This is a genomic window from Bacillus sp. FSL K6-3154, from assembly GCF_040869395.1.
In the GTDB taxonomy this organism is placed as follows: domain Bacteria; phylum Bacillota; class Bacilli; order Bacillales; family Bacillaceae; genus Bacillus; species Bacillus safensis.
In genome coordinates, this window is sequence record NZ_CP152033.1 from 2,858,118 (window position 1) to 2,881,822 (window position 23,705).

General features: G+C 42.2%; 32 protein-coding genes and 2 riboswitches. Of the genes, 20 read left to right on the plus strand and 12 right to left on the minus strand.

Going from position 1 to position 23,705, the window contains the following annotated elements; genetic code table 11:
• Positions 1–69 precede the first annotated feature (69 nt).
• Complete coding sequence (locus MHH61_RS14635; RefSeq protein ID WP_098676819.1) at positions 70–837, minus strand: lytic transglycosylase domain-containing protein; 768 nt, start codon at positions 835–837, stop codon at positions 70–72.
• Between the two features lie 21 nt (positions 838–858).
• On the minus strand, positions 859–1,437 hold the full coding sequence (locus MHH61_RS14640; protein WP_087975599.1) for a CYTH domain-containing protein: 579 nt from the start codon (positions 1,435–1,437) through the stop codon (positions 859–861).
• 235 nt (positions 1,438–1,672) lie between these two features.
• Between MHH61_RS14640 and MHH61_RS14645 the strand changes: the two genes are divergently transcribed.
• The 4 genes from MHH61_RS14645 (at position 1,673) to MHH61_RS14660 (ending at position 4,476) form a co-directional block, all read left to right on the plus strand.
• Positions 1,673–2,038 carry a hypothetical protein gene (locus tag MHH61_RS14645; protein ID WP_041110150.1) on the plus strand — a complete coding sequence of 122 codons (366 nt, stop codon included), beginning with the start codon at positions 1,673–1,675 and terminating at the stop codon, positions 2,036–2,038.
• A gap of 33 nt (positions 2,039–2,071) precedes the next feature.
• A complete protein-coding gene (locus MHH61_RS14650) occupies positions 2,072–2,701 on the plus strand; it encodes a GTP pyrophosphokinase family protein (RefSeq protein ID WP_024425028.1) in 630 nt (209 codons plus the stop codon).
• 63 nt (positions 2,702–2,764) lie between these two features.
• Positions 2,765–3,565: an NAD kinase gene (locus MHH61_RS14655; protein WP_003211364.1), complete on the plus strand. Its 801-nt coding sequence runs from the start codon at positions 2,765–2,767 to the stop codon at positions 3,563–3,565.
• A 17-nt stretch (positions 3,566–3,582) separates the two neighbouring features.
• The gene (locus tag MHH61_RS14660) at positions 3,583–4,476 is read left to right on the plus strand and encodes an RluA family pseudouridine synthase (protein ID WP_206427963.1); all 894 of its coding nucleotides are present in this window, start codon (positions 3,583–3,585) and stop codon (positions 4,474–4,476) included.
• A 41-nt stretch (positions 4,477–4,517) separates the two neighbouring features.
• Here MHH61_RS14660 and prpE read toward each other — a convergent pair whose 3' ends face one another.
• Complete coding sequence (gene prpE, locus MHH61_RS14665) at positions 4,518–5,261, minus strand: bis(5'-nucleosyl)-tetraphosphatase PrpE (RefSeq protein WP_125586496.1); 744 nt, start codon at positions 5,259–5,261, stop codon at positions 4,518–4,520.
• Positions 5,262–5,422: 161 nt separating this feature from the next.
• On the opposite strand from prpE, the gene MHH61_RS14670 reads away from it, so the two are divergent.
• The 10 genes from MHH61_RS14670 (at position 5,423) to MHH61_RS14715 (ending at position 14,443) form a co-directional block, all read left to right on the plus strand.
• The gene (locus MHH61_RS14670; RefSeq protein ID WP_125586494.1) at positions 5,423–7,264 is read left to right on the plus strand and encodes a monovalent cation:proton antiporter family protein; all 1,842 of its coding nucleotides are present in this window, start codon (positions 5,423–5,425) and stop codon (positions 7,262–7,264) included.
• Positions 7,265–7,323: 59 nt separating this feature from the next.
• Positions 7,324–7,433, plus strand: a riboswitch (TPP riboswitch).
• Between the two features lie 78 nt (positions 7,434–7,511).
• Positions 7,512–8,222: a thiaminase II gene (tenA, locus tag MHH61_RS14675; protein WP_076840874.1), complete on the plus strand. Its 711-nt coding sequence runs from the start codon at positions 7,512–7,514 to the stop codon at positions 8,220–8,222.
• Positions 8,197–8,814, plus strand: a complete 618-nt coding sequence (gene tenI, locus MHH61_RS14680; RefSeq protein WP_098676838.1) for a thiazole tautomerase TenI — start codon at positions 8,197–8,199, stop codon at positions 8,812–8,814. The genes tenA and tenI overlap by 26 nt, the downstream gene beginning before the upstream one ends.
• Positions 8,798–9,910: a glycine oxidase ThiO gene (gene thiO / locus MHH61_RS14685; RefSeq protein WP_098676821.1), complete on the plus strand. Its 1,113-nt coding sequence runs from the start codon at positions 8,798–8,800 to the stop codon at positions 9,908–9,910. Before tenI ends, thiO begins: the two co-directional genes overlap by 17 nt.
• Entirely contained in the window at positions 9,907–10,110 is a 204-nt protein-coding gene (thiS, locus tag MHH61_RS14690) for a sulfur carrier protein ThiS (RefSeq protein WP_024426466.1), read from the plus strand. Before thiO ends, thiS begins: the two co-directional genes overlap by 4 nt.
• A 4-nt stretch (positions 10,111–10,114) precedes the next feature.
• On the plus strand, positions 10,115–10,882 hold the full coding sequence (locus tag MHH61_RS14695; RefSeq protein WP_025093416.1) for a thiazole synthase: 768 nt from the start codon (positions 10,115–10,117) through the stop codon (positions 10,880–10,882).
• Positions 10,879–11,892, plus strand: coding sequence for a thiazole biosynthesis adenylyltransferase ThiF (locus MHH61_RS14700; RefSeq protein ID WP_098676822.1), 1,014 nt, complete (start codon positions 10,879–10,881; stop codon positions 11,890–11,892). The genes MHH61_RS14695 and MHH61_RS14700 overlap by 4 nt, the downstream gene beginning before the upstream one ends.
• Before the next feature lie 16 nt (positions 11,893–11,908).
• Positions 11,909–12,715: a bifunctional hydroxymethylpyrimidine kinase/phosphomethylpyrimidine kinase gene (thiD, locus tag MHH61_RS14705; protein WP_125586490.1), complete on the plus strand. Its 807-nt coding sequence runs from the start codon at positions 11,909–11,911 to the stop codon at positions 12,713–12,715.
• A 150-nt stretch (positions 12,716–12,865) separates the two neighbouring features.
• Positions 12,866–13,642, plus strand: coding sequence for an enoyl-ACP reductase FabI (gene fabI, locus MHH61_RS14710; RefSeq protein ID WP_024425017.1), 777 nt, complete (start codon positions 12,866–12,868; stop codon positions 13,640–13,642).
• Between the two features lie 114 nt (positions 13,643–13,756).
• Positions 13,757–14,443, plus strand: coding sequence for a CotO family spore coat protein (locus tag MHH61_RS14715; RefSeq protein WP_098676823.1), 687 nt, complete (start codon positions 13,757–13,759; stop codon positions 14,441–14,443).
• A 35-nt stretch (positions 14,444–14,478) separates the two neighbouring features.
• Here MHH61_RS14715 and MHH61_RS14720 read toward each other — a convergent pair whose 3' ends face one another.
• From MHH61_RS14720 to MHH61_RS14740, 5 genes are all read right to left on the minus strand, one after another.
• The gene (locus MHH61_RS14720; protein ID WP_024426462.1) at positions 14,479–14,922 is read right to left on the minus strand and encodes a CotY/CotZ family spore coat protein; all 444 of its coding nucleotides are present in this window, start codon (positions 14,920–14,922) and stop codon (positions 14,479–14,481) included.
• Positions 14,923–15,125: 203 nt separating this feature from the next.
• Positions 15,126–15,617: a CotY/CotZ family spore coat protein gene (locus MHH61_RS14725; protein ID WP_003211658.1), complete on the minus strand. Its 492-nt coding sequence runs from the start codon at positions 15,615–15,617 to the stop codon at positions 15,126–15,128.
• 146 nt (positions 15,618–15,763) lie between these two features.
• Entirely contained in the window at positions 15,764–16,267 is a 504-nt protein-coding gene (locus MHH61_RS14730; RefSeq protein ID WP_041110160.1) for a spore coat protein, read from the minus strand.
• Positions 16,268–16,355: 88 nt separating this feature from the next.
• On the minus strand, positions 16,356–16,688 hold the full coding sequence (locus MHH61_RS14735; RefSeq protein WP_125586488.1) for a spore coat protein: 333 nt from the start codon (positions 16,686–16,688) through the stop codon (positions 16,356–16,358).
• A 42-nt stretch (positions 16,689–16,730) separates the two neighbouring features.
• Positions 16,731–17,126 (minus strand): spore coat protein, encoded by a 396-nt coding sequence (locus MHH61_RS14740; protein ID WP_225315488.1) that lies wholly within the window; start codon positions 17,124–17,126, stop codon positions 16,731–16,733.
• A gap of 168 nt (positions 17,127–17,294) precedes the next feature.
• Here MHH61_RS14740 and MHH61_RS14745 point away from each other — a divergent pair, with 168 nt between their 5' ends.
• From MHH61_RS14745 to MHH61_RS14765, 5 genes are all read left to right on the plus strand, one after another.
• Positions 17,295–17,645, plus strand: a complete 351-nt coding sequence (locus tag MHH61_RS14745; protein ID WP_024426459.1) for a DUF1360 domain-containing protein — start codon at positions 17,295–17,297, stop codon at positions 17,643–17,645.
• Between the two features lie 71 nt (positions 17,646–17,716).
• Positions 17,717–17,845, plus strand: a complete 129-nt coding sequence (locus tag MHH61_RS14750; protein ID WP_259279657.1) for a hypothetical protein — start codon at positions 17,717–17,719, stop codon at positions 17,843–17,845.
• Between the two features lie 89 nt (positions 17,846–17,934).
• Entirely contained in the window at positions 17,935–18,156 is a 222-nt protein-coding gene (locus MHH61_RS14755; RefSeq protein ID WP_368004454.1) for a hypothetical protein, read from the plus strand.
• Positions 18,157–18,240: 84 nt separating this feature from the next.
• Positions 18,241–18,378 (plus strand): YjcZ family sporulation protein, encoded by a 138-nt coding sequence (locus MHH61_RS14760; protein WP_024426457.1) that lies wholly within the window; start codon positions 18,241–18,243, stop codon positions 18,376–18,378.
• Positions 18,379–18,516: 138 nt separating this feature from the next.
• Positions 18,517–18,774, plus strand: a complete 258-nt coding sequence (locus MHH61_RS14765; protein ID WP_034282022.1) for a stage VI sporulation protein F — start codon at positions 18,517–18,519, stop codon at positions 18,772–18,774.
• Between the two features lie 16 nt (positions 18,775–18,790).
• On the opposite strand, the gene MHH61_RS14770 is transcribed toward MHH61_RS14765, so the two are convergent.
• Positions 18,791–21,103 carry an ATP-dependent helicase gene (locus MHH61_RS14770; protein ID WP_125586486.1) on the minus strand — a complete coding sequence of 771 codons (2,313 nt, stop codon included), beginning with the start codon at positions 21,101–21,103 and terminating at the stop codon, positions 18,791–18,793.
• Between the two features lie 126 nt (positions 21,104–21,229).
• Between MHH61_RS14770 and MHH61_RS14775 the strand changes: the two genes are divergently transcribed.
• Positions 21,230–21,487, plus strand: a complete 258-nt coding sequence (locus MHH61_RS14775; protein ID WP_125586484.1) for a hypothetical protein — start codon at positions 21,230–21,232, stop codon at positions 21,485–21,487.
• Between the two features lie 82 nt (positions 21,488–21,569).
• On the opposite strand, the gene MHH61_RS14780 is transcribed toward MHH61_RS14775, so the two are convergent.
• Genes MHH61_RS14780 through MHH61_RS14790 form a run of 3 tightly spaced genes read right to left on the minus strand, consistent with a single transcriptional unit; the run spans position 21,570 to position 23,319 of the window.
• Positions 21,570–22,004, minus strand: coding sequence for a GNAT family N-acetyltransferase (locus MHH61_RS14780; protein WP_075622833.1), 435 nt, complete (start codon positions 22,002–22,004; stop codon positions 21,570–21,572).
• Positions 22,005–22,010: 6 nt separating this feature from the next.
• A complete protein-coding gene (locus MHH61_RS14785; RefSeq protein WP_024426454.1) occupies positions 22,011–22,526 on the minus strand; it encodes a YjcG family protein in 516 nt (171 codons plus the stop codon).
• A gap of 52 nt (positions 22,527–22,578) precedes the next feature.
• Positions 22,579–23,319: an esterase family protein gene (locus MHH61_RS14790; RefSeq protein WP_075611257.1), complete on the minus strand. Its 741-nt coding sequence runs from the start codon at positions 23,317–23,319 to the stop codon at positions 22,579–22,581.
• 221 nt (positions 23,320–23,540) lie between these two features.
• A riboswitch (SAM riboswitch) is annotated at positions 23,541–23,662 on the plus strand.
• Positions 23,663–23,705: the final 43 nt, after the last annotated feature.

The following is a 23,705-nucleotide window of genomic DNA, read 5'->3' on the forward strand; positions in this document are numbered from 1 at the left end:
CATAACACATTCAGTCAAAAAAGGGGGAAAAGCGACATACAAAAAACCGAAGAGGTTATTCTCTTCGGTTTAAGCGAAATATTGAGCTGTGATTTTCTTTACATAATTTTGTGTTTCTTTAAATGGAGGAATGCCTCCATATTTATCTACATTTCCTGAGCCTGCATTATAGGCCGCTAAGGCGAGTGAGATATTTCCGTTATATTTATGGAGCATTTGTTTTAAATACTTCGTTCCGCCTTCAATGTTTTGGGCGGCATCAAAGGCATTATTGACGCCAAGTGATTTAGCCGTAGATGGCATGAGCTGCATGAGTCCAAGCGCACCTGCATGGCTGACAGCATTTGTGCGGTAGCCGGATTCCTGCTTGATGACCGCGTGAATCAGCTTTTCGGGAACGCCATGCTTTTGAGCCATTTGTGACACGATTTGATTAATCTCTTTTGATGATGAGCCGCTTGAGACTGCCTTTTGAAGCGGCGGTGTGTAGCTGTTGTTTAAGACATTTCCAATGCCATTCGCTGTATTTAATTGATTGTCATTTGCGTACAAAGATTGGGCCTGAAGCTGCTCACTGCCGGAAATGGCAGATAAATATGGATTTGTACGCGCATATTGCGTGTTCGGAGCCGTTGACGGGTCCGTGCCCATAAAAGCAGAGATGGAAAGCGGGAGACGTGATAATTCTGATCCGCCTAAAAAATCTTGCAGCAACGACTGAAATGAAGCTTGGGCATTCGATTCTTGACCTGCAGACATTGGCGTTTGTGCTGGATCTGTCTGTAACGTTTTAAGCGCTTGAAGCTGCATAAAGGATTGAAGTTGATTGACGTTCATCATGTTCCTCCTTCAAGGAATTCATCTATTCTGTGTTTTCATTTTTTCTTCATAAAAACGAACGACTTTGTTTTTCGTGTTTCGTACTGGAATATGAAATTTGCGGAGCAATGTGGAGAAAGCGGCTTGTCCAATTTCCAGGTCGCTCACTTCAAATTCAAGTTCATAGTCCTCTACTGTTAAATATCGGCTGTGATCCAAAACAATTAAGCCTTCTTGGATCATTTTTTCTGCTCTTGACGTTTCAAGTGAACCAAAGTACACAATTTGATCCTTTTGTATGTTCAGGTGGTCTAATCTGTCCGCAACTTCACCTTCTGGCAGCTCAAAATCGTCAAGTTGAGATGGGGGAGCGATTGTTTGGTGGGTTTCGAGCAAGCCTAATTCGTGCGGTTCTTTTAATGTGAGCACCCATTGACCGTTTTTTTCTCTCATTCTTAATGCAGCCAATTGAGATTTTATATCAAATTGAGGTGTATCAAAATAATAGTTGGTTTGCGTGTGGAAATCCGCATCCTTCAATTGAAAATGGTGTTTCAGCTGTTCAAATTCTTCTTTCATTAATAATTGCTTTAGTTCGATTTCAATTTCCTGTGCCATTTTGACATCAACCTTTCATTAGAGGAAATATGATTATTGTACATGAAGTGTATTCACCATGTAAAAGACTGTTTTTTTCTCTCTATTTTCTTTAGGTATGGACCAAAATGAATGAAGAATCTTGGGAAAGGATCATTTAAAAGAGAAAAACAGGATTTTCTCAAAAAGTTCGGTTTATCAATATTGAACTTGATATGATAAAATAAAGCTGTACTTTGTTGTAAAGGAGATCATGATGCAAAACAGAATTGAAATCACAGAAGCAACTTTAAAAGAAGACAGGCTGATTTTGACAATCCAGTCAGAAGAGCAAATCCAAAAAGCAAAAGCATCAGGACAAATGCTTGTTGATTCTGATCACTTTGCGTTCGTTTACATACTTGAAACCGAGGAGTCCTTTTCGTATCTTATTTTAGGGGAACATACATGGGCTCCATTAAAAGAAGCAATGAATCGTGACATCCCTGTCTATTTGGCATCGGGTGAACAATCGCTGGAACTCATTCAGCTTCAACAGGAATTACATTATTTAATCGACAATATTAAAGACAATGCCAATTACGGAGATATGGAAGAGAAAGTGAAAAGCACATTCCTCTGAAATAATTAGGTATATGGAATTGGGGGAAGTTTCATGGACAAAAAACAATGGGATCAATTCCTCGCACCGTATAAACAAGCAGTCGAAGAATTAAAAGTGAAACTAAAAGGCATTCGAAAGCTGTATGAATTCGAGGATGACCATTCACCAGTAGAATTTGTCACAGGCCGAGTGAAACCCGTTGCCAGCATATTAGAAAAGGCAAAGCGTAAAAACATCCCGATGCATGAGATTGAAACGATGCAGGATATTGCTGGGCTTCGCATTATGTGCCAGTTTGTAGAAGATATACAAGTCGTGAAAAAAATGCTCCAGTCACGTAAAGATTTTGTGGTTGTAGATAAACGCGACTATATTGCAGAACATAAAGAAAGCGGATACCGATCTTACCACCTTGTTGTGTTATATCCGCTGCAAACCGTAAGTGGAGAGAAACAGCTCCTCGTCGAAATCCAAATTCGTACGCTTGCGATGAACTTTTGGGCGACCATTGAGCATTCTCTGAATTATAAATATAGCGGGAATATCCCGGAGAAGGTCAAGCTGCGCCTTCAAAGAGCATCTGAGGCAGCATCTCGCCTCGATGAAGAAATGTCCGAAATCAGAGGGGAAATTCAAGAAGCACAAGTGGCATTTTCCCGGAAAAAGAAAAACGACAGCTGAGCCAGTTTGATCAAATATGATGCTGCCCTCTCATAGCAGCAAGGTGAAAAAGGAGAAGAATTCATGAAATTTGCAGTTTCTTCAAAAGGGAATTCTGTATCTGACACGCTCAAAAGTAAAATTCAGACCTACTTATTGGATTTTGGTATGGAACTAAATGAAGAGGAACCGGATCTTGTCATTACGGTTGGTGGAGACGGCACCCTTCTTTATGCGTTTCACCGTTATAGCGACCGTCTAAATGAAACAGCTTTTGTCGGTGTTCATACAGGTCATCTTGGCTTCTATGCTGACTGGGTGCCGAGTGAAATTGAAAAACTCGTCTTAGCCATTGCGAAAACGCCTTATCATATTGTGGAATATCCGATCTTAGAAGTCATTGTCAGATACAACGACGGCGGCAGAGAAGAGAAATATTTAGCAATGAATGAATGTACGATTAAAAGCATGGAAGGGACACTTGTAGCAGATGTTGAAATTAGAGGCCAGCTGTTTGAAACATTCAGAGGTGACGGCCTTTGTCTGTCTACACCATCTGGCAGTACGGCCTATAATAAGGCACTGGGTGGCGCCATTATTCATCCTTCTATTAGAGCCATTCAGCTGGCAGAAATGGCTTCAATCAACAACCGAGTGTTTCGGACGGTCGGTTCACCGCTTATTTTGCCTGACCATCATACTTGTGTGATTAAACCGAGGAATGATGTCGATTTTCAGGTGACCATTGATCATTTGACACTGCTTCATAAAGACGTCAAATCCATTCAATGCCGGGTGGCAGACGAGAATGTCCGTTTTGCCAGATTTAGACCGTTTCCGTTTTGGAAAAGGGTGCAAGATTCCTTTATCGGAAAAGGAGAATAAGAAAGAGGTTGTTCCCGCTGGAATACTTTACGTTAAACAAAACCATAACAGCCAAAGAAGAAGGTCTGCTTTTAAAGGAATATTTAATTGATCTTGGCATTTCGAAAAGAATGCTGACGGATATTAAGTTTGATGGCGGTGACCTCCTCATTAATGGAGAGCATGTCACCGTGAAGTGCGAGCTGCATGAAGGGGACAGACTCACCATTTTATTTCCCGAGGAAAAAGTGAGTGAAGGGCTGAAGCCTGCACCGATTCCACTTGATATTATATTTGAGGACGAGCATGTCCTTGTGCTGAATAAAAGGCCATATATTCCTTCGATCCCTTCTCGGGAGCACCCTGAGCACAGTATTGCGAATGGATTACTGCATCATTATGCCAAGCAGTCTGTTCGGCATACGGTTCATTTGGTGAACCGTCTTGATCGTGATACATCTGGTGTCGTGCTTGTGGCGAAGCATCGCTTTGCCCATAGCCTTTTATCAAAGGCGCAAAAAAGTGGAGCGGTTAAACGAACATACAGAGCCTTTACACATGGCATGATCAGAGAAAAACATGGAACGATCGCTGCAAAAATTGCCCGAAAAGGGGATAGTATTATCGAGCGGATGGTTGATGATGCTGGGCAGGAGGCAGTAACGCATTATTCCGTGCGAGCGGTAATCGCTGAGTTGAACATGTCGGATGTGTCTCTCTCACTTGAAACCGGGAGAACACATCAAATTCGTGTTCATATGCAATTTCTTGGGCATCCGCTCATCGGAGATACGCTGTATGGCGGAACGACCGAGCGGATAGACCGGCAGGCACTGCATAGTGAAACCCTTGTGTTTCCTCATCCGATGACAGGTGAGCAAATGACTTTTTCAGCCCCGCTTCCTGATGATATGAAATCATTGCTTTTTTAAATAGAGAAACCCGGTCACCTGCAGCGCAGGACCGGGTTTTTTTATGATGTGAAATGCTGAAATCTAGAATCGTCATAAGGCATGGATGAAGGAACGGAGACCGTTTTAAGCTCAGGGTATGTGAGGGCAGACAGCTTGTTGCCAAATACGCAGCCTGTATCAATATTGACCGTTCTGCCAACGAATCGAGGTTCTTTTACTGGTGTATGGCCATACACAATCCACGGTTTTCCGTGATATTCCTTTGCCCAGTCCTTGCGAACAGGCCGTCCATCTGGCCATGTTTCTCCTGTGACGGCACCAAATAATAAATAGGACCGCATTTGTTTATTCGGCTTTTTTCCAATATCTTTTTCCTTCATCGCTGCGTGTGCAATGATCAGCTCATCAGGAATGAGTACATCATAAAGCGGAGCCTTCTCGAATAACTGCTTAAATTCATGTGTCAATTTGTTTTGTTCATGGATTGGCAGTTTTTTTATTTCGTTCACTGTTGTTTCGATGCCATGAAGCAATTTGACGGGATTTCCTTTTAAGTAGCGATAAAGCTTAAAGCAGTGGTTGCCAGGTACATAGCGGATTGCGCCGTGTGAATAGGCATGAATGACAAATCGCATGACGTCTACTGACTGAGGTCCACGATCTGTTAGATCACCAACAAGGGCCAGCGTTCTCTTATCAGGATGGACGGGTAATCCATGTTTGAGTTCGTATCCTAGTTTGTGTATGAGGGTAAGCAGCTCTTCGTAGCAGCCGTGGATATCGCCAATAATATCGAATTTCATAAGGTTTCCTCCTGATTTTTTCATCCATTCATCGGATATAAAGAAGTTTGAATTTTAGAAAATATAACGAATGGCTTTCATTTCATTTGGGCAATTGTTAGAATCAATGCTTTAACGTAAAACTTAAAAAATTAAACATGAATGTTAGGAGGCTTTAGCCAATGGAGCATACATCTGTTTCATCACTCGTTGTCGTTATTATTGTCGCCTTTTTCACCCCTATTTTATTGCACCGATTTAAGCTGACCATTCCGGTCGTTGTAGCTGAAATCATCATGGGGCTCATCATTGGGAAAAGCGGTCTTCAACTGGTTGTCGAACATGATGCGTGGTTAGATACATTATCCATGCTCGGTTTTATTTTTCTGATGTTTTTAAGTGGACTTGAAATAGATTTTTCTTCTTTTGAGTCAAAGAAGAAAGCACGAGAACTTCCAAATGGTTTAAAAGAACCAAATACATTTAAAGCAGCCACCATTATTTTTCTTGGGGTATTTTGTATTTCCTTTATCCTGTCCTATGCGTTTGTACTCGCAGGGTTTATCCAAAATGCCTTTTTAATGACGCTCATTATCTCTACCATTTCATTAGGCGTAGTGGTGCCAACCTTAAAAGAGGAAAAGTTGATGCAGACGAATATCGGTCAAATCATTCTGCTTGTAGCTGTCATTGCCGATTTGGTCACGATGATTTTGCTTGCTGTGTTTTCCTCCATTTATGGAGATGGAACAGGGAACATGTGGCTCCTGCTCTTATTATTTGCTGCAGGCATTCTTCTTTATTTATTTGGCCGCGTATTTAAGACAAAGTCAATTTTTCAGTCGATGTCAAAAGGAACCGTGCAAATTGGGACAAGGGCAATCTTTACTCTCATTATAGTCTTAGTTGCCTTATCTGAATCACTCGGGGCTGAAAATATTCTTGGGGCGTTTTTAGCTGGTGTGCTTGTGTCCCTTCTTTCACCAAATAAAGAGCTCGTTCAGCAGCTGGACTCATTTGGCTATGGATTTTTAATCCCGATCTTTTTCGTGATGGTCGGAGTAGATCTGAATATATGGGCACTATTTAAGGACCCAAACATCCTAATCATGATTCCGCTGCTGTTTATTGCGCTGCTTATGAGTAAGCTCATCCCGATTCTTTATTTGAAAAAATGGTATGACATGAAAAAGGTCATTGGCTCCGGCTTTTTATTAACTTCAACGCTATCACTCGTCATTGCAGCTGCAACGATTGGTGAGCGGCTCGGGGTCATTGATCATAAAATGTCAGGAGCGCTGATTTTAGTTGCTGTGTTAACGAGTATTTTAACACCTGTTTGGTTTAAAGCGCTGTTTAAAAAAGAACAAGCGGAAAGCCATAAGAAGCGTGTGACCTTTATTGGTGCAAATCAGCTGACCTTACCTGTCACACTTGATTTACATCAGGATGAATATGACATTCGGATTTTGCATGTGTTTCAAGAAAATAAGGAAGCACTGCTGGCAGACTCTATCTTTGAAGTCGAATCAATTGAACAATACGACGATGAGACGCTGAGAAAGGCAGGCGTCGGTCAAGAGGATGTCCTTGTCGTCGCAACAGGCAGTGAGACGAAAAATAAGGAAATTGCTTTATTTGCAAAAGAAGAAGGAGCGAAACAAGTCATTGCAAGTGTCAACAAAGCAGAGGCAGAGCTGACATTGAAGGAATCGGGCATTGATACGTTTTCTACTTTCCTTTCATCTAAAACGGTGCTAAGAGCTTTGATTGAAGCACCTGATGCGATTCGATTGCTAACAAATGAGGATTCTTCTTTGTATCAAATTCAAATGAACAATCATCGTTATCATAATGTCATGCTGAGAGAATTTCCTTTCACCGGTGATTTGGTATTTGTCCGCATTTTCAGAGGGATAGACAGCTTAGTACCGCATGGAGATACGACACTCAGAAGCGGCGACCGTGTGCTTGTATCGGGCTCTCGTGAGTATGTGGCAGGACTAAGAGCCCAATTAGAATGACAATGAACCCTTGACCAATGAACAATTCCTGATTAAGATAGAGGTACAACATCATATATTTGATCCACTAGGGGAGTCCTTTAAAAGGGCTGAGATAAAAGTGTTCACTTTTAGACCCTCATTACCTGAACAGGTTCATACCTGCGTAGGGAAGTGGTGCGGTTTTTGACTATGCTTTTTACAAATTCCAAGCCACTTTCCACGCGGAAAGTGGCTTTTTTATATGGAAAAACAGGAGGAGAGGAACATGACGTTTTCAACAGAATGTAAAGAGGCTGCAGCAACATGGTGGAATGGAAGCTTTACACATCCTTTTGTCAAAGGGATTGGAGATGGAACACTTTCACTCGATCGTTTCACCTATTACGTGATGCAGGATTCTTATTATTTAACTCATTTTGCAAAGGTGCAGGCATATGGAGCGGCGATGAGTGAGGACTTACATACGACGGGCAGAATGGCGTATCATGCCCAGGGCACGTATGAAGCAGAGCTGTCGCTGCATAGGAAGTTTACAGAGCTTCTGCAAATTTCTGATGAAGCCATTGAGAACTTTAAGCCTTCTCCCACTGCTTATGCGTATACCTCTCATATGTACCGATCTGTAAAAAGTGGACGGTTTGAAGAGATTTTAGCCGCGTTATTACCGTGTTACTGGCTCTATTATGAGGTAGGTGAAAAGCTGAAACAAACAACACCTGACCATCCAATTTACCAAGAATGGATTTTGACATACGGAGGCGATTGGTTTAAGGAACTCGTCTTCGAACAAGTGAACCGCTTTGATGAACTAGCAGAAAAAGCACCAGACCATGTACGGGCCAATATGAAAGAAAATTTCGTGATTTCAAGCTATTATGAATATCACTTTTGGGAGATGGCGTATCAAAAAGAAATGTGGCAAACAGTTTGCTTAGATGGGGTTGGTGCAAATGGAACTCCACGCAGTGACAAATGATTCCCTTTCTGCGGGTGAACTGATCAAACAAATAAAAGCCATAGCGTCTGAAGTGGATTTTATTCATATTCGGGAACGGTCTAAAACAGCAAGTGAGCTTGTTGATCTCGTGAAGAATCTCCTTTTAGAAGGTGTGCCGAAAGAAAAGCTCGTGATCAATGACAGAGTAGACGTTGCGCTGCTTACCAATATTCACAGGGTGCATCTCCCGGGCCACAGCTTTTCGCCAAAAGAGCTGCGAAAAAAATTCCCTCACCTTCATGCGGGAGTATCTGTCCATTCGATAGAAGAAGCGAAAGAAGCAGAGAAAAATGGAGCAGAGTATGTCATGTTTGGGCACGTATATGACACCTCTTGTAAACCAGGACTTCAGGCAAGAGGTGTACAGCTTGTGAAAGAACTGACTTCTGCACTAACGATTCCAGTGGTGGCCATCGGCGGGGTGACCCCAGTACGAGTTCCAGAATTGAAACACGCAAATGTGGAAGGAATTGCTGTCATGTCTGGGATTTTTGCTCATCATCAGCCGCGTATGATGGCACAAGCATTTTCTGAAAAGGTAAAGGAGAATCCTTATGAAAAAGCATTATGACGTTGCAATCATTGGTGGTGGAATCATAGGGGTCTCCATCGCCTATCACCTTGCAAAAGCAGGAAAACAGGTGGTCTTATTTGAAGCGAGTGAGATAGGGAAGCAAACGACAAGTGCGGCTGCCGGGATGCTCGGTGCACATGCTGAAGGAGAGGGTCATGAGGATGTTTTCTTTCAGGCAGGCAGAGCAAGCCAGGCATTGTACGAAAAATTAAAAGTCGATCTTCTGCATGAATCAGGCATTGATATTCGAACTTCAGCGGGCGGTATCATGAAGGTCGCCTTTACAGAAGAAGAGAAACAAGCCCTTTGCCGGATGCAGCATTTGTCTACATTTAAATGGCTTGACGCTAGCAGCGTAAAAAAATGTATGCCTCAAGTTACAGATCACATGCTGGGAGCAGGTTTGATTGAAGAGGATGTGCATGTGGAGCCTTACGCTGTATGCAGGGCTTTATGGCAGGCGGCGGTCCGGTACGGAGCAGATGTGAAAGAGTGTACACCTGTGATCGATGTGAAGCGGGGCAAAGAAGCGTTAACTGTCAGAACAACGAAGGGCACATTCACATGTGATGATCTGACAATCGCAAGTGGTGTATGGTCTGGCCGTTTTTTTGAAGAACTCGGATTATCGCATTCTCTTTATCCAGTAAAAGGGGAATGTGTGTCTGTATGGAATAATGGTCCGGCGCTCGCACACACCATTTATCATGATCATTGTTATATCGTTCAGCGAGATAGCGGAAAGCTTGTTATCGGCGCAACAATGAAGCCAAACGAGTGGCAGGCTGTTCCAACGCTTGGCGGCATGGAAGCTGTGATTCAAAAGGCGTCTCAGCTTATGCCTTCTATTAAGGAGATGCCGATTGAAGAGTGCTGGGCAGGCCTTCGTCCGGCGACAAACGATCGGCATCCCTATATCGGAAGACATCCAGAAGACAAGCGTATTCTTTTTGCTGCAGGGCATTACAGGAATGGCATTTTACTTGCGCCGATTACTGGAGAAATCATTCGTGACCTGATATTAGACGAACCGGTCAAAGAGGAATGGCTACACGCGTTTCGTATTGGACGAAAGGAGGCACTATTCGTATGAAGATTCAATTGAATGGCAGAATCGTTGATTTCGATCAAGAGAATGGAACGATCTATGATCTGCTATCAGCCTATCAGCTTGAAAACCGTGTGGTGATCGTTGAAAAGAACCATGAAATCATTGATAAAGAAGCGTTTCAACAAGTAGAAATTCAACCAAATGACACGATTGAAATCGTTCATTTCGTAGGAGGAGGATGATCCAATGCTGCACATTGGCGGAAAAACATTCACATCAAGACTATTACTCGGAACAGGAAAGTACCCATCATTTGAGGTTCAAAAAGAAGCGGTGAACGTATCGGAAGCCGAAATTTTAACCTTTGCTGTCAGAAGAATGAACATATTCGAAGCATCTCAGCCTAATTTTTTGGAGCAGCTTGATTTATCAAAATATACGCTGCTTCCGAATACAGCTGGAGCAAGTACAGCAGAAGAGGCAGTGCGTATTGCCCGTTTAGCAAAGGCTTCTGGACTTTGTGACATGATCAAGGTAGAAGTCATTGGCTGTTCAAGGTCTCTTTTGCCAGATCCAGTTGAAACATTAAAAGCATCTGAAATGCTGCTCGAGGAAGGATTTATCGTGCTGCCATATACATCTGATGATGTGGTGCTGGCAAGAAAATTAGAAGAACTCGGTGTCCATGCCATCATGCCAGGTGCTTCACCAATTGGTTCAGGCCAAGGCTTACTAAATCCTTTGAATCTCTCATTTATTATTGAGCAGGCGAAGGTGCCGGTCATTATTGATGCTGGCGTAGGTTCTCCGAAGGATGCAGCTTATGCGATGGAGCTTGGAGCAGACGCTGTATTACTAAATACCGCTGTCTCTGGTGCAAAGGATCCTGTGAAAATGGCAAAAGCAATGAAACTGGCGATTGAATCAGGAAGACTAGGCTATGAGGCAGGACGTATTCCGCTAAAAAACTATGGGACAGCGAGCAGTCCACAGGAAGGAATGCCGTCATTTTGAGCACTCGTTATTCACGCCAAGAGCTTTTTCAGCCAATCGGAACAGAGGGGCAAAAGCGGCTAAATGACTCAAAGGCGATCATTATTGGAGCGGGGGCACTTGGAACCGCAAGTGCTGAAATGCTCGTTCGTGCCGGCGTTGGATCTGTCACCATTTTGGACCGAGATTATATTGAATGGAGCAACCTTCAGCGTCAGCAGCTTTACACGGAGCAAGACGTGAAGGATCGGCTGCCAAAGGCTGTAGCGGCTGAAAAAAGACTCAAGCAAGTAAACAGTGACGTGCACATCAAAGGAATCGTAATCGATGTGACTGCTCACAATATTGACGAACTTGTCAGTGAGGCTTCAATCATTGTCGATGCAGCGGATAATTTTGAGGTAAGAATGATCGCAAATGATGCCGCTGTCAAACATCAAATTCCGTTCCTTTATGGGGCCTGTGTAGCAAGTTACGGCATTCAATTCACAGTGATCCCTGGTGAGACGCCGTGTTTACACTGTCTGCTTGAACATTTACCCGCACAAGGCATGACATGTGATACAGCAGGTATCATTAGTCCAGTTGTGCAGCAAGTGGCGGCATATCAAGTGGCAGATGCACTTAAATATTTAACAGGAAATCAAGTGACGCCAATTTTAAAATCCTTCGATTTATGGAAAAATGAACGGTCTGACATTCGGTCGACCGCGTCTTTAAAGAAGAAGCAATGTCCAAGCTGTGGACTAAAGACCTATCCATTTCTTTCATATGACAAGAGAGCGAAGGCAGATGTACTATGCGGCCGCAATACGGTACAAATCCGCAGTGCAGCAGAAACACCGCCGCCTTTACATGAAGTAGCTCTTCGGTTAAAAAAAGCAGGGATGGATGTGCTTGAGAATCCATATTTGCTTTCGTGTCAAAAGGATGAGTTTAAACTTGTCTTATTTAAAGATGGCAGAGCGCTTGTTCATGGTACGAATGATATTTCTAAAGCAAGAACCATTTATCATCAATGGATTGGCTAATGAGAGGTGTGAAGAAATGACGATCAAAAAAGCATTCACAATCGCGGGTTCTGATTCTGGCGGCGGAGCAGGCATTCAGGCAGATTTGAAAACTTTTCAGGAGCTCGGTGTGTACGGAATGTCTGCGATCACGGCGATTACTGCGCAAAACACACTAGGTGTTCACGGGATATACCCGCTTTCAATTGAGGCGTTAGAGCGTCAAATAGATGCAGTGGCAGAAGACTTACTGCCAGATGCCGTCAAAACAGGGATGCTGTGGAGTGCAGACATGATCAAGATCGTAGCTGAAAAAACGATTCAATATGATATGAAGCTGATTGTAGATCCAGTCATGATCGCAAAAGGAGGGGCCTCTTTATTAAATGAAGATGCGGTCTCTGCGATGAAAACACACTTGCTGCCTGTCAGCTATGCAGTAACGCCGAATCTTCCTGAAGCAGAAGTACTGACAGGGATACAAATTCAGACGAAAAAGGACCGCTATCTGGCAGCGGAGCACCTTTATGAGCTCGGTACGAAACATGTCGTGATCAAAGGCGGCCATGGGCCATCTGATGGGATGATTACAGATCTGCTGTATGATGGAAAAGGCTTTATTGAAGTCACAAATGAACATATTGATACACCGCATACACATGGCACAGGCTGCACGTTTGCAGCAGCATTAACAGCTGAAATTGCGAAAGGATATTCGATGCAAAAAGCCTTTGAAACAGCAGAAACCTTTGTTCATGAAGCCATTAAATTCCCTTTGCGTATTGGAGCTGGACACGGACCTACGAACCATTTTGCTTATCAGCAAAACAGAATCAAACGATAAGGGTATCGAACCGTCTTCACTTGTGAGGGCGGTTTTTTCGCGAAAATGAAACTTTCTTTCAGCGGAAATTGTCATTCTCTTATGATCTGTGATAATATCATGATCAGGTACTAATACTATGTCTTGAAAAAATAGGAGGCTTTATTACATATGAACTTTTCTTTAGAAGGCCGTAATATCGTGGTGATGGGTGTTGCCAATAAACGAAGCATCGCTTGGGGAATTGCCCGCTCACTTCATGAAGCTGGAGCTCGTTTGATTTTTACTTATGTTGGAGATCGTCTTGCTGAATCGGTAAAAGAGCTGGCAAGCACACTTGAGCGTGATGATTCAATCATTCTTCCATGTGATGTGACAAGTGATGAAGAAATCGAAAAATGTTTTGCTGCAATTAAAGAAAAAGTACAAGTCATTCATGGCGTTGCGCATGCCATTGCATTTGCAAACAAGGAAGAGCTTGTTGGCGAATACTTGAACACGAACCGTGAAGGTTTCCTTTTGGCGCACAACATTAGTGCATACTCATTAACTGCTGTAGCAAAAGCAGCACGTCCATTGATGACAGAGGGTGGAAGCATTGTGACGCTTACATACCTAGGCGGAGAACGTGTTGTATCAAATTACAACGTAATGGGTGTAGCAAAAGCATCACTTGAAGCAAGTGTGAAATATTTAGCAGCTGATTTAGGCGCAGAAGGCATCCGCGTGAACAGTATTTCTGCTGGTCCAATTCGTACGTTATCTGCAAAGGGCATCAGTGGCTTTAATACCATTCTGAAGGATATTGAAGAGCGCGCACCACTTCGCCGTACAACAACTCCTGAAGAAGTTGGCGATACCGCTCTATTCTTATTCAGTGATCTATCTCGCGGCATGACAGGTGAGAATCTGCATGTTGATTCCGGCTTCCATATCATTGCCCGTTAAACGAATACATGACTTGCAGCATACCGATGAAGGGTATGCTGTTTTTTTATTTTTCTTCTGATTTAAGGCCACCGTTCATATATATAAGGAATGAATCATTCGGGAGGGATTAGTATGTCAAATAAAGGTGATGAGAATCAAAAGCCGCTGATGTATATTGTTCAGCCGAGCTATCATGAATCAAAGCCGGCCATGCAAAATATTGTGAGAAAGCGAAAGAAATCAGAAAAACAGCCAGAAAGTGAGACCACTGCAAAAGACGTGATCGAAGAAAGCACGCAGGAGGAGCCTGCAGCTCAAGAAATAGAGCATAAAAAAGAAGCCGAGCCGCCTAAACTTCAACATGAACGAGATATGACACAAGAAGTTGAGTTTACAGAAGAACAAGAGATCCCACAAGAAGCCGAGCCTGAACAGGAACAAGAGATCACAGAAGAAGCCGAGCCAGCGCAGGAACAAGAGATCCCACAAGAACTAGAGCTCATACAAAAGCGAGAGTCTCAAGAAGAAGAGGGAAACCAGCCAGAAGGTGTCTTTCATGAAACAAAAGAAGAACCAAGAAGAAAACGAGTGAAAAAGCCTTTAAGTCAGATGAGTATTGATGAAAAAGTCGATTTTCTCACAAGACTGCCTCATAATATGCCAAGGGCTCTTTGTCTGATTGAAGCTGATGGTAAAACATATAGAGGAATCATCATGGATCGAAAAGATGATACAGTGATCATTCGTACAGCAGGCGGGGGAAATCCAGTTGAATTAGCGATTGCTGAGATTTCTTCCATTCACCCGCTAGGTTTTTAACTAATAAAAAAAGTCCCATTTAGGGACTTTTTTTGTTAGCAGTTACGATTGATGAGTCGTGGGTTTAGACACTCGATTGCGCAGAAGCAGTCAAGGTCTACTTCAACACAATACTTCGATTTTTCTAATCGGAACACATCACATAAGGAATCTTTATCTGTAAAATCTAAAATATGACGGTCTTTGTCAAATGCGATAAGCAAGCTGAGTGTTGCACAGTGATCACAGATATGTTCGACTCTGAAAAATGCAGTGCTGAAGCAAGGGCCTGCATCTACTTCTCCGACGTTTCCGAATGCGACGAATGGTTTTGATTTGGATGTAAAGAGAACAAACGGGACAGTGTCACCTAATGAATGTGATGGAGAAAGGAGATTGCTGTAACAGCTGGTCGGGCAATCTTCTTTGACAGCATTTTGCAAGTCGCTAATGTTTTCAACAGCCTCTGTTACACAGCTCCATGAATGATTGCGGCTCATATTCAACCCTCCTATACTAGGAAATTTGTTTGAGTGTTTGAGCACTGTCATCATCTTCAAGCTATCTTTGCCGGCTCGTGCATCTACTTTTAACCAATGCGGAAGCGGCCGCTTCTTATGCTGACTGCTCCGCATCATTGGCTGTCTTTCGTGAGGAAGGGGATGCTTTGACTCATGACAAGTTAGATGAGCGGCCTGTTGATTTAGCCGTGGTGATGATGCTTTTTATCTTTTGATGGCATGACTCTGTCGACAAGCTCTGGGTTTAAGCATTGGATTGCGCAGAAGCAGTTTAAATCAACCTCAATACAAAAGTCCGTTTTTTCTAGACCAAAGAAGTCAGGGTCACAAGGGTGACACACGCTTAGCGTATGTCCGTGTACATCAACAGGTCTTAATACAGATAACGTAGCACAGCAGTCGTGTAATTTTTCAACCCGGAAGAAAATAGATTCGAAGCATTGGCAATCGTCAACGAATCCTCCGATGTTTCCGAAAGTAGAGAACAACCCGCCCTTTTTATCAAAAAGTAAAAACGGAATCGTATCTTTTCCAGAAACTGTTGGGCTTAATAAATTACTGTAGCAGCTCGTAGGACATTTATCTTCTACAGCTTCCTGCTCTGCTAAAATCTTATCAACCGCATCGCATACACAGTTTTCATCATGTCGGCCATGGTGTTTTCCGCAGCTCATGGATTTCAGCTCCTTTAACAAGGTATTTGACTTTAGTCCTTAACAACATATGTATGCGCCCGCTAGTTGGTGTGGGTAAATGACCATTTATATTTGATGTATTTTGATAAAAGGAAAAGCAGAGCTTTTCGCTCTGCTTTTGGACATTAGAGGATACCGATTGCAACGATTGTCGCAACAAGTGTTTGAGTAAGTGTTTGGATTGCGATAGAGATGTCCGCATCGATTGTAGATACTGTAACGTTTCTTGAATTTTCGATGACAAGTTTTTGGCGGTTTGTTTGTTTGTGAGTAGCAGCTTGTAAGAGATCCTGCGTGACGCGGTCTGCCAAATCACCGTCTGCGATTGAGATATTTGTAATCGTGATGATCGCTGTTTGAATCGCTACTTGGATAGATGCTGCAACCTGTGCATCAACAGAAGAGACGTTAATGTCACAAGAGTCTCTGACGATAATGACTTCTTCAGATGTCTGCTTTGTGAAACTTACTTGATCCAAGTCTTGTAAGACATTTTCATCATCATAATAGTCGTCACAAAGTGCTTTTCTTTCATAGTTGCAATCGTCGTGGTATCTGTGGTGTCCGTGGTGTCCGTGATGTGTACAGTTACGATCTAGAGCGACCCAAGAATATGGTTTAGAATCCATTTCTATTCCTCCTTCCGTTTACTTTATTAAATGCTGGAATGCGTGGTTTTGTCTCGGGCATTTACCCTAGCAGGCAACCCATTTTTATTTAATCGTTATTACGCTGCGCATCACGGCGCTGCTGAATACGATTTCGAAGTGAATTTCGTTTTGGACGTACTTTTGGTTCAGGCTCTTGTTCCGGCTGTTTTGCTGCCTCAGCTTGCCTTTTTTTCTCCTGCTGCTGTTCTACGAAATCATTTGCTTTCTTTTGTAAGTCCTCGACTAATTTCAAAATCATTCTTCTTTGATCGTCTGAAATTTTTGCTTTCTGATCATCAGTGATATTGTTTTTGTTTAACACATCACTGACAAGAAGACTTGTTAATGGATCAATATCAGTATTGATTTGAAACTCCTTTTTTTCGTTCTCTTCAGCCACGATGATTTCACCTCTTTCATACGTCATTAGAAAAAGAAAGGGTCAAAGAATGCCGGCTTCAACTAAGAGCACATTCAATGTTTGAGTGAGAATTTGGACGGAGTTCATAATGGATGCATCTGATAATGTAATCGTAATGTTATAGCAGTTGATGATTTGAATCACAGTTTTCTTTTGGACTTCCACTTGTTGTGTGGATAAAAGCTGGTCTGTGATGTCAGCAGCCAATTCATCGTCTGGTACAAGAATTTGGATTAAAAGAGTAATGATTGTCGTTACGGTCGCTTGAAGGGAGAGTGCGGCTGTTACATCTGTTTTATGAATTGTGACATTTTCGGAATCTTTGATCTCAATGAAATCATCATAATTGCTGATTAATTCGTTTAACAGTTGTGTATATAATATTTCAGCACTTTCTTCAATAGACAATACTTTCACTCCTTTCTTATCTATACATTATTTAATGCAGGAAGGACTCAAGGTGGAATCGGAAAGTGTGAAAAAGTACAACCCAATTTTATTTCCGCTCGATTCATCATGACGGTCTTTTTTCTTGCATATATAAAGAAAGGACGGAAAAAGAAGAAAGAAGGAGGTGGAGGCTCCCTGAGCGGTGCTTTGTCATTTGTCGTGTTTGCCCTCGCATCCTTTAGACTGACGAGACTGATTGTGTTTGATACCATTACTGCGCCATTCCGCCGTCTATTTCATGAAGAACAGGAAGAGGTAAACGAACAAGGTGAGGTCGAAACATATATCATCATTAAAGGGGAAGGACTGCGGTCTTGGGTTGGAGAACTGTTAAGCTGTTATTGGTGTACTGGCATATGGTGCACTGCTGCCTTGCTTCTGATATACATACTTTTTCCTGTCATCAGCATGTGGCTTAATTTACTATTAGCGATTGCCGCAGCAGCAGGCATCATTGAAGCGGTCGTCTCGAAGCTTGTGAAATAAACAGGCATTCTGATCAGACACGCTTTCAATAAATGCATATACTATCATGGAATAGGAAAGGAAGGGTTGCGATGAAACCAACTGAAACGCCGTCACATATGCTTCAAGGTTATCCAGCGCAGTCAAATCAACAATCTGTATATACGAAGAAAATCAAAAAAAATGGCTGCGGCTGTGGAAACAAAAAGAAACCTCAATAATAGAAGAGAAAAACAAAAGCCGGATTTATCCGGTTTTTTTGTTGCCTTTTTTTGAGTGGTGCATATGTAAGAGAGAAGGGGTGACCAGAATGGATGCATTCGAACAATTAATCGGTTCCTTGTTCACTAAACCCCATGATGGGAAAGAACAAGCGCACGAAAAGGCTGAAATGGATCTAACGGATAAAGCGAATGATTTTGAGGAGCACTTAAAAGCATTTGGCGTGAAGATGGAGGCTTTTGCGAAAGAAACAGAAGCATTCATGGTGCGTCATAGAGAGGCAGATTACATCTTTAAACAGCAGAAATAAAAATTCCGCACTTTTTTATGTGATCGTCCAAACCATTTCTTTCATTTTTCATACTTTGTAAGGGAGAAGAGGAGGTGCTTAAATATGAGTTACGGTTACGGTGGCGGTTCTTGCGGCGGCTACGGTGGTGGCTACGGCGGCGGATATGGATCAACATTTGTTCTTGTCGTTGTGCTTTTCATCCTTCTAATTATCGTTGGTGCTTCTTTCTTTAACTACTAAAAAGTAAGAAGGTGAGGGAAGCAAGGGGGAAGCCTTTTGCTTTCCTTTCTCTTTGATCAAACAAGGCTTTAGGATAGGCACATATCTCGCCTATTTTCATATAGTAAGGTGATTACTCCACAAAGAGGAGGCAAATGAATGGATAATAAATTCTTTAAAAGCGTAGAAAACAAAACCGGTGTGAATATGAATGATGTGTTTAAACTTGCAGGTTCTTTGCAAAATGCCAACTTTAAAGATGAGAATACCGTTCGAGGTGTCATTAAAAAAGTAGCGCAGCTTGCGAACAAACGTGTACCTAAAGAAATGGAAGACAAAATCGTTCAATCGATTACAAGTGGAAAAGAAAAGCTTGATTTCAATACAATCTCTAAAATGATGAACAACAAAAAATAAACAACAGGCTCTCCGTTTAAAGGGGGGCCTGTTGTTTTTGCGTAAATAATTCACGGTTTTTCTTTAGAAGAGGATATAAAAAGCGAGAACGATGAGCCGTTTTTCCTCGTCTAAATGATGGAACAGACAGATAAAGAGATTGTTCAGCTCTTGTCATAGCAACGTATAATAAACGGCGCTCTTCTTCCAGCGCTTCTTCATCACCGTTTCTGAGTTCATCCAGTGAGAAATCATGGGGCAGTGCCCCGTCGACCACACAAGTGATGTATACTGTCTGGAACTCAAGTCCCTTTGCGCGGTGGATCGTCATGAGCTGAACACCGGGTTCATCTGTTTTTTCCTTTTCGGCAGACTTCATATGTTCGGCATGTGCGAGAAAGGCTTCAATCGTTTCAAAGCGTTTGGCGGCTGTTTTCACATCACGTACATCATCCGCTCCTTTTTCAAGTACATTCGTATCGTTCACCCGTTTTTTTAAGTAATCCCCGAGTCCCATTTTTTGTTCAATAAATGTCACTGCGTCCGATGGCTTTAACGTCCGTAACGTTCGGAACAAAGGAACAATTGATTGCAGCTTTTTCCGTTGAAACGGCTGTATATCTGTCAGTTTTCCAAGCGCTTCTATCATTGAGCAATCTTCTGTGATGGTCAGTGCCTTTAGTGAATTCAGGGTTTGCTGCTTTAAAAAGAAAACGGGCAGCAGCTGTTTTATGGCGGCCACATCATCTGCATCCTGACTTAAGGAAAGAAAGGCGAGGAGTACCCGAACCATTCGTCTGCTGTAGAAGGCTTTGACGCCAGCATCCGTCTCATATGGAATCGCTGATTGATGCAGCCGTTCATAAATCGCACGGCCGCCTGTATTCGTTCGAAACAGCACGCAGAAGTCATTCGGCTTTGCACCATTTTTAATTTTCTCCTGAATATCTGCGACTATCATCGTCGCTTCCTCTTCTTCGTCATATGGATAGAAGAGCGTCGGAGGAATTTTCTCCGCGCGCACGGCTTTTAACGTCTTCTCATAACGATGCTGATTTTTCTTAATAATCGCATCAGCACTTGCGACAATCGTATGGTGAGACCGGTAATTCGCATGTAAATGGACGATCTGAGCCGAAGGATAGTCCTGTTTGAATTCAAGAATGAAAGCAGGATTGCTACCCCTAAAGGCGTAAATGGCTTGATCATCATCCCCTACACAAAATAACTGCTCTGATTCTCCGGCTAAAAGCTGAATCAATTGATATTGCACTGGATTAATATCTTGAAATTCATCCACTAAAATATACTGGAATCGTTCTTGATACCGTTTTAGCAGTTCTGGCTGTTCTGTGAGCATATGTAAGCAGGCAATCGCCATATCATCAAAGTCAAATTGCTGATGATCTCGTTTTTGCTGTTCATATGATTGATAGATCGTCCACATGTGTTTTTCCTTTTCATCCTTCAAATCAGGAAGTTCACCTGGTAAAAAGGCATTTTTCCAATAGCCGATCGATTGCAGTACTTGATCGGTAGGATAGTCTTTCTCATCAAGTCCTTCATTCATGATGGCTTTTCGGATGTATTGCTCCTTTTGCCAGTCAAACTTGATCAGATGCTGGCCGTTCCATTTGCTTGCGTCATCGTGAAGCAGCATTTTATAAAAAAGACTGTGGAAGGTGCCTGTCACCACTTGGCTAGCTTGTGAAGGATGAAGCTGATATTGCTTACGCAGCCTTTCTTTCATCTCATTGCTCGCTTTTGTGGTGAAAGTTACAAGTAAAATATGGTGAGCAGGAATATGATGATGGGACATGAGATAAGCCGCTCTAGCCGTCAGGACTCTTGTTTTCCCGCTGCCGGCACCAGCCAGCACAAGCATCGGACCATCTAAATGTGTGACAGCTTGAAGCTGCGGTGTGCTAAAGGTGATATGCGGGAAGAGGTCGATCGTATGAACTTCTTCATTCTCTTCTAAATGTAAGGCGTCGCTAAATTGAATCGACCTTGGTTCCTGCCAGTCATATGATTCGCTCGTTTGCGAGATGATCTGTTTGCCGGTTGGAAAACGGAAGCCGCCGAGTTCTTTATAGGAAGTCTTTTCCTCTTGTTCAGCCGTTTGATGATGATCTGCTTGTTCTTCAGCTTTTTCACATATCTCTTGCTGAGACATGTGCTTATGAATAAAGGCAGGTTCATCATGTATATTTAATCTAAAAAAGACCGGTTGTCCGCAATATGGGCAGAATAATTGTCCTTTTTTTCCCTCGTCATGGAGGAATTGATAGTGTTCTCTCGAATACATATGTAATGAGATCGTTCGATCATATCGTCGTGCGCATTTCAAAGCTAGTCCTCCAATAGTCAATCAATCTTAAAACGAAACACATCTAATCATATCAAATGAGGCGTGTTTCAAACAGTCATAATTAGGGAATAGTAGAATAGAAGAGAAGCAAAGGAGGCGTTCTTGATGGGATATATAGCCCCGATTCAGCCGGATCTGTATTTTCAATATATCAATCGTCCAGCTCCTCATGATAAAGAAGACTATGCGAAAGTAACAAAGGTTACTCGCACCTTTCATGACAAGATATACAGAGAGCTGGAGAAAAAAGAGGACTTAGTGACAGAAGCGGAAACGAAAGTACAGCAAAAAAAGCGGGAACGCTTTGTACGAGATATGTTTATGGAGGAAGGCAAGGGCATTCATATCAATACGTATATATAAATGATTGCGCTTTCTTCCTGTGGCGAACGATAATGAAAAAGAAAAAGCCAGGGCATCTTGAATGCTCTGGCTTTTCTTTTGGTCAAACAGACAGCGTTTTTGTCATTTTGACATGTGTGATCCCTGCTTCTTCAAACGGTTCAGAAACCGCTTTGTAGCCTTTCTTTTCGTAGAAAGGAAGAGCTTGGACTTGGGCATGCATAACCGCTTCTTTTGCTCCATTAGCAATCGCTTCTGTTTCTAGCGCCTCTAATAGCTTGTGGCCAAGGCCGAAGGAGCGCGCCTCTTTTAACACACAAATCCGTTCAAGCTTTGCCTTTGAACCCTCAATGATCCGCAGTCTAGCGGCTGCCTGAGGCTTTTTGTCATCATTGTAAATGACAAAATGGGTGGCTTTGTCCTCTAGTTCATCTATTTCGATCTCTACTGGAACTTCTTGTTCTTTTACGAATACTTCTTTTCGAACGTAGTATGCATCTTCGCGTTGTGTTTGTTCTGTTACGATGACTGTTTTCAAATGTCTTTAACCCTCTTCTCCTAAAATAAATGTTTCATAGACGGTCCAAGAACCGTTCTCTAATTGATATAAAAGGTGGAAGCGATCCACTGTTTCTTCATGGTCAATCTTTCTCAGCTTTAATGTGCCAAGTACGTCTGAATGCTCATCATCGGATAGTTTTTGAGCCACTGTCACATGCGGAACAAAGGCATATTCAGGTGTACCAGCAAGTGGATCTGCGTACAATCTTTCATTGAGCGCCATGATGTCCTCGTTCGGTTCTACTTTCATATAAATGACGTTGTTTACAGGAGCGAATGAACTGAATTTTTTAATACGTAACGTAATAGGAGAAGCATTTTTTGCATAATCTCTTAACGTTGAGACGACCTCAGCCGCTTCTAGATCCGTTAATTCAAAAGGTGTTCTTAATGTTAAATGAGGCGGTATGAGTGCATAGTTCGGATCATAACGCTTCCGGTAAGAGTTCGCAATATCTTGCAATTTTTTTGATGGAAATATAACAACTCCGTATTTCATCATGTTCCCTCCTGAATAAGAAAGTATTTATTATTGTTTATTATAACAAAATTCAGTTGATTAACGAATATGGGAGCATTCTTTTTAACGAAGGCGCAATGAGCGGCTGCCAAAACGTCCATTTATGATCCCCTTCGAATGTCTCAAATAAGTAATCCGCACCAGATTGTTCAAGAAGGGCCTTTAAATCTTCGTTCGGCTGAACAAAATCAAGCACCTGACCATCTGTTGTTTTCACAGCCGTTTCCTCAAGCCCAATTTGATGGATAATGGCATAATGAGAAAGGGCTGTTGACTGTTTGACGGCTTCTAGAACCGACTCGTCAACGTAAGGGGACTGCAAAATCAGCCCGCCAAATAAAGAAGGATAATCAATGGCTGTCATGAGGGAAATCGTCGCACCCAGTGAATCACCAATAAACGTCCGTCCTGATCCAATTTGATAGGTTGGATAGTGTTTATCAATATAAGGGACCAGTTCATTTGCTAAAAAGCGTTTATACGCTTCAAACTTTGTACCATCTGGATGATACGTGTTTCGTCTTTCCGTGACATTTTCATAAGGAACACCAATGATAATCGAGCGTTCCATTTCTTTGTTTTGCATCAATTCTTCTGCCTGTCTGCCTATTTTGCCTAGGCGGAAATAATCATGACCATCCTGGGCAATGATGACATGATATGTATAAAGGGGGGAGTAATTGACTGGCAAATAGATCAAAATGGTCATGTCTGCCCCAAGTTCTTTTGACTGTAAGGTTTCTTCTTGAATGATTCCTGTTTTCTTCACCATAATCCATTCCTCCAGCTAACCAAATTCATCATAAAGTGAAACGTTTCCATTCATTGTAACATGAAAAACAGCGTTGTTCCTATATGCTAACATGCAATCAAACCGTATAACATCGATTCTGTTATAAAATACAGAAAATTTTAATTAATCATGACATTTCCCCTTGAAAAATGAGATTTAATGGGTTACAGTATTAAGAATTAGAACAGACAGACAACACATTCTTATCGTGAGAGGTGGAGGGACTGGCCCTTTGAAACCTCAGCAACCGGTATGCATCACTTTATGTGATGTACCAAGGTGCTAAATCCAGCAAGCAGCTTTTTTGCTTGGAAGATAAGAGGAAGCGATTAAACCCCTTCTTCTTATGAAGAAGGGGTTTTCTG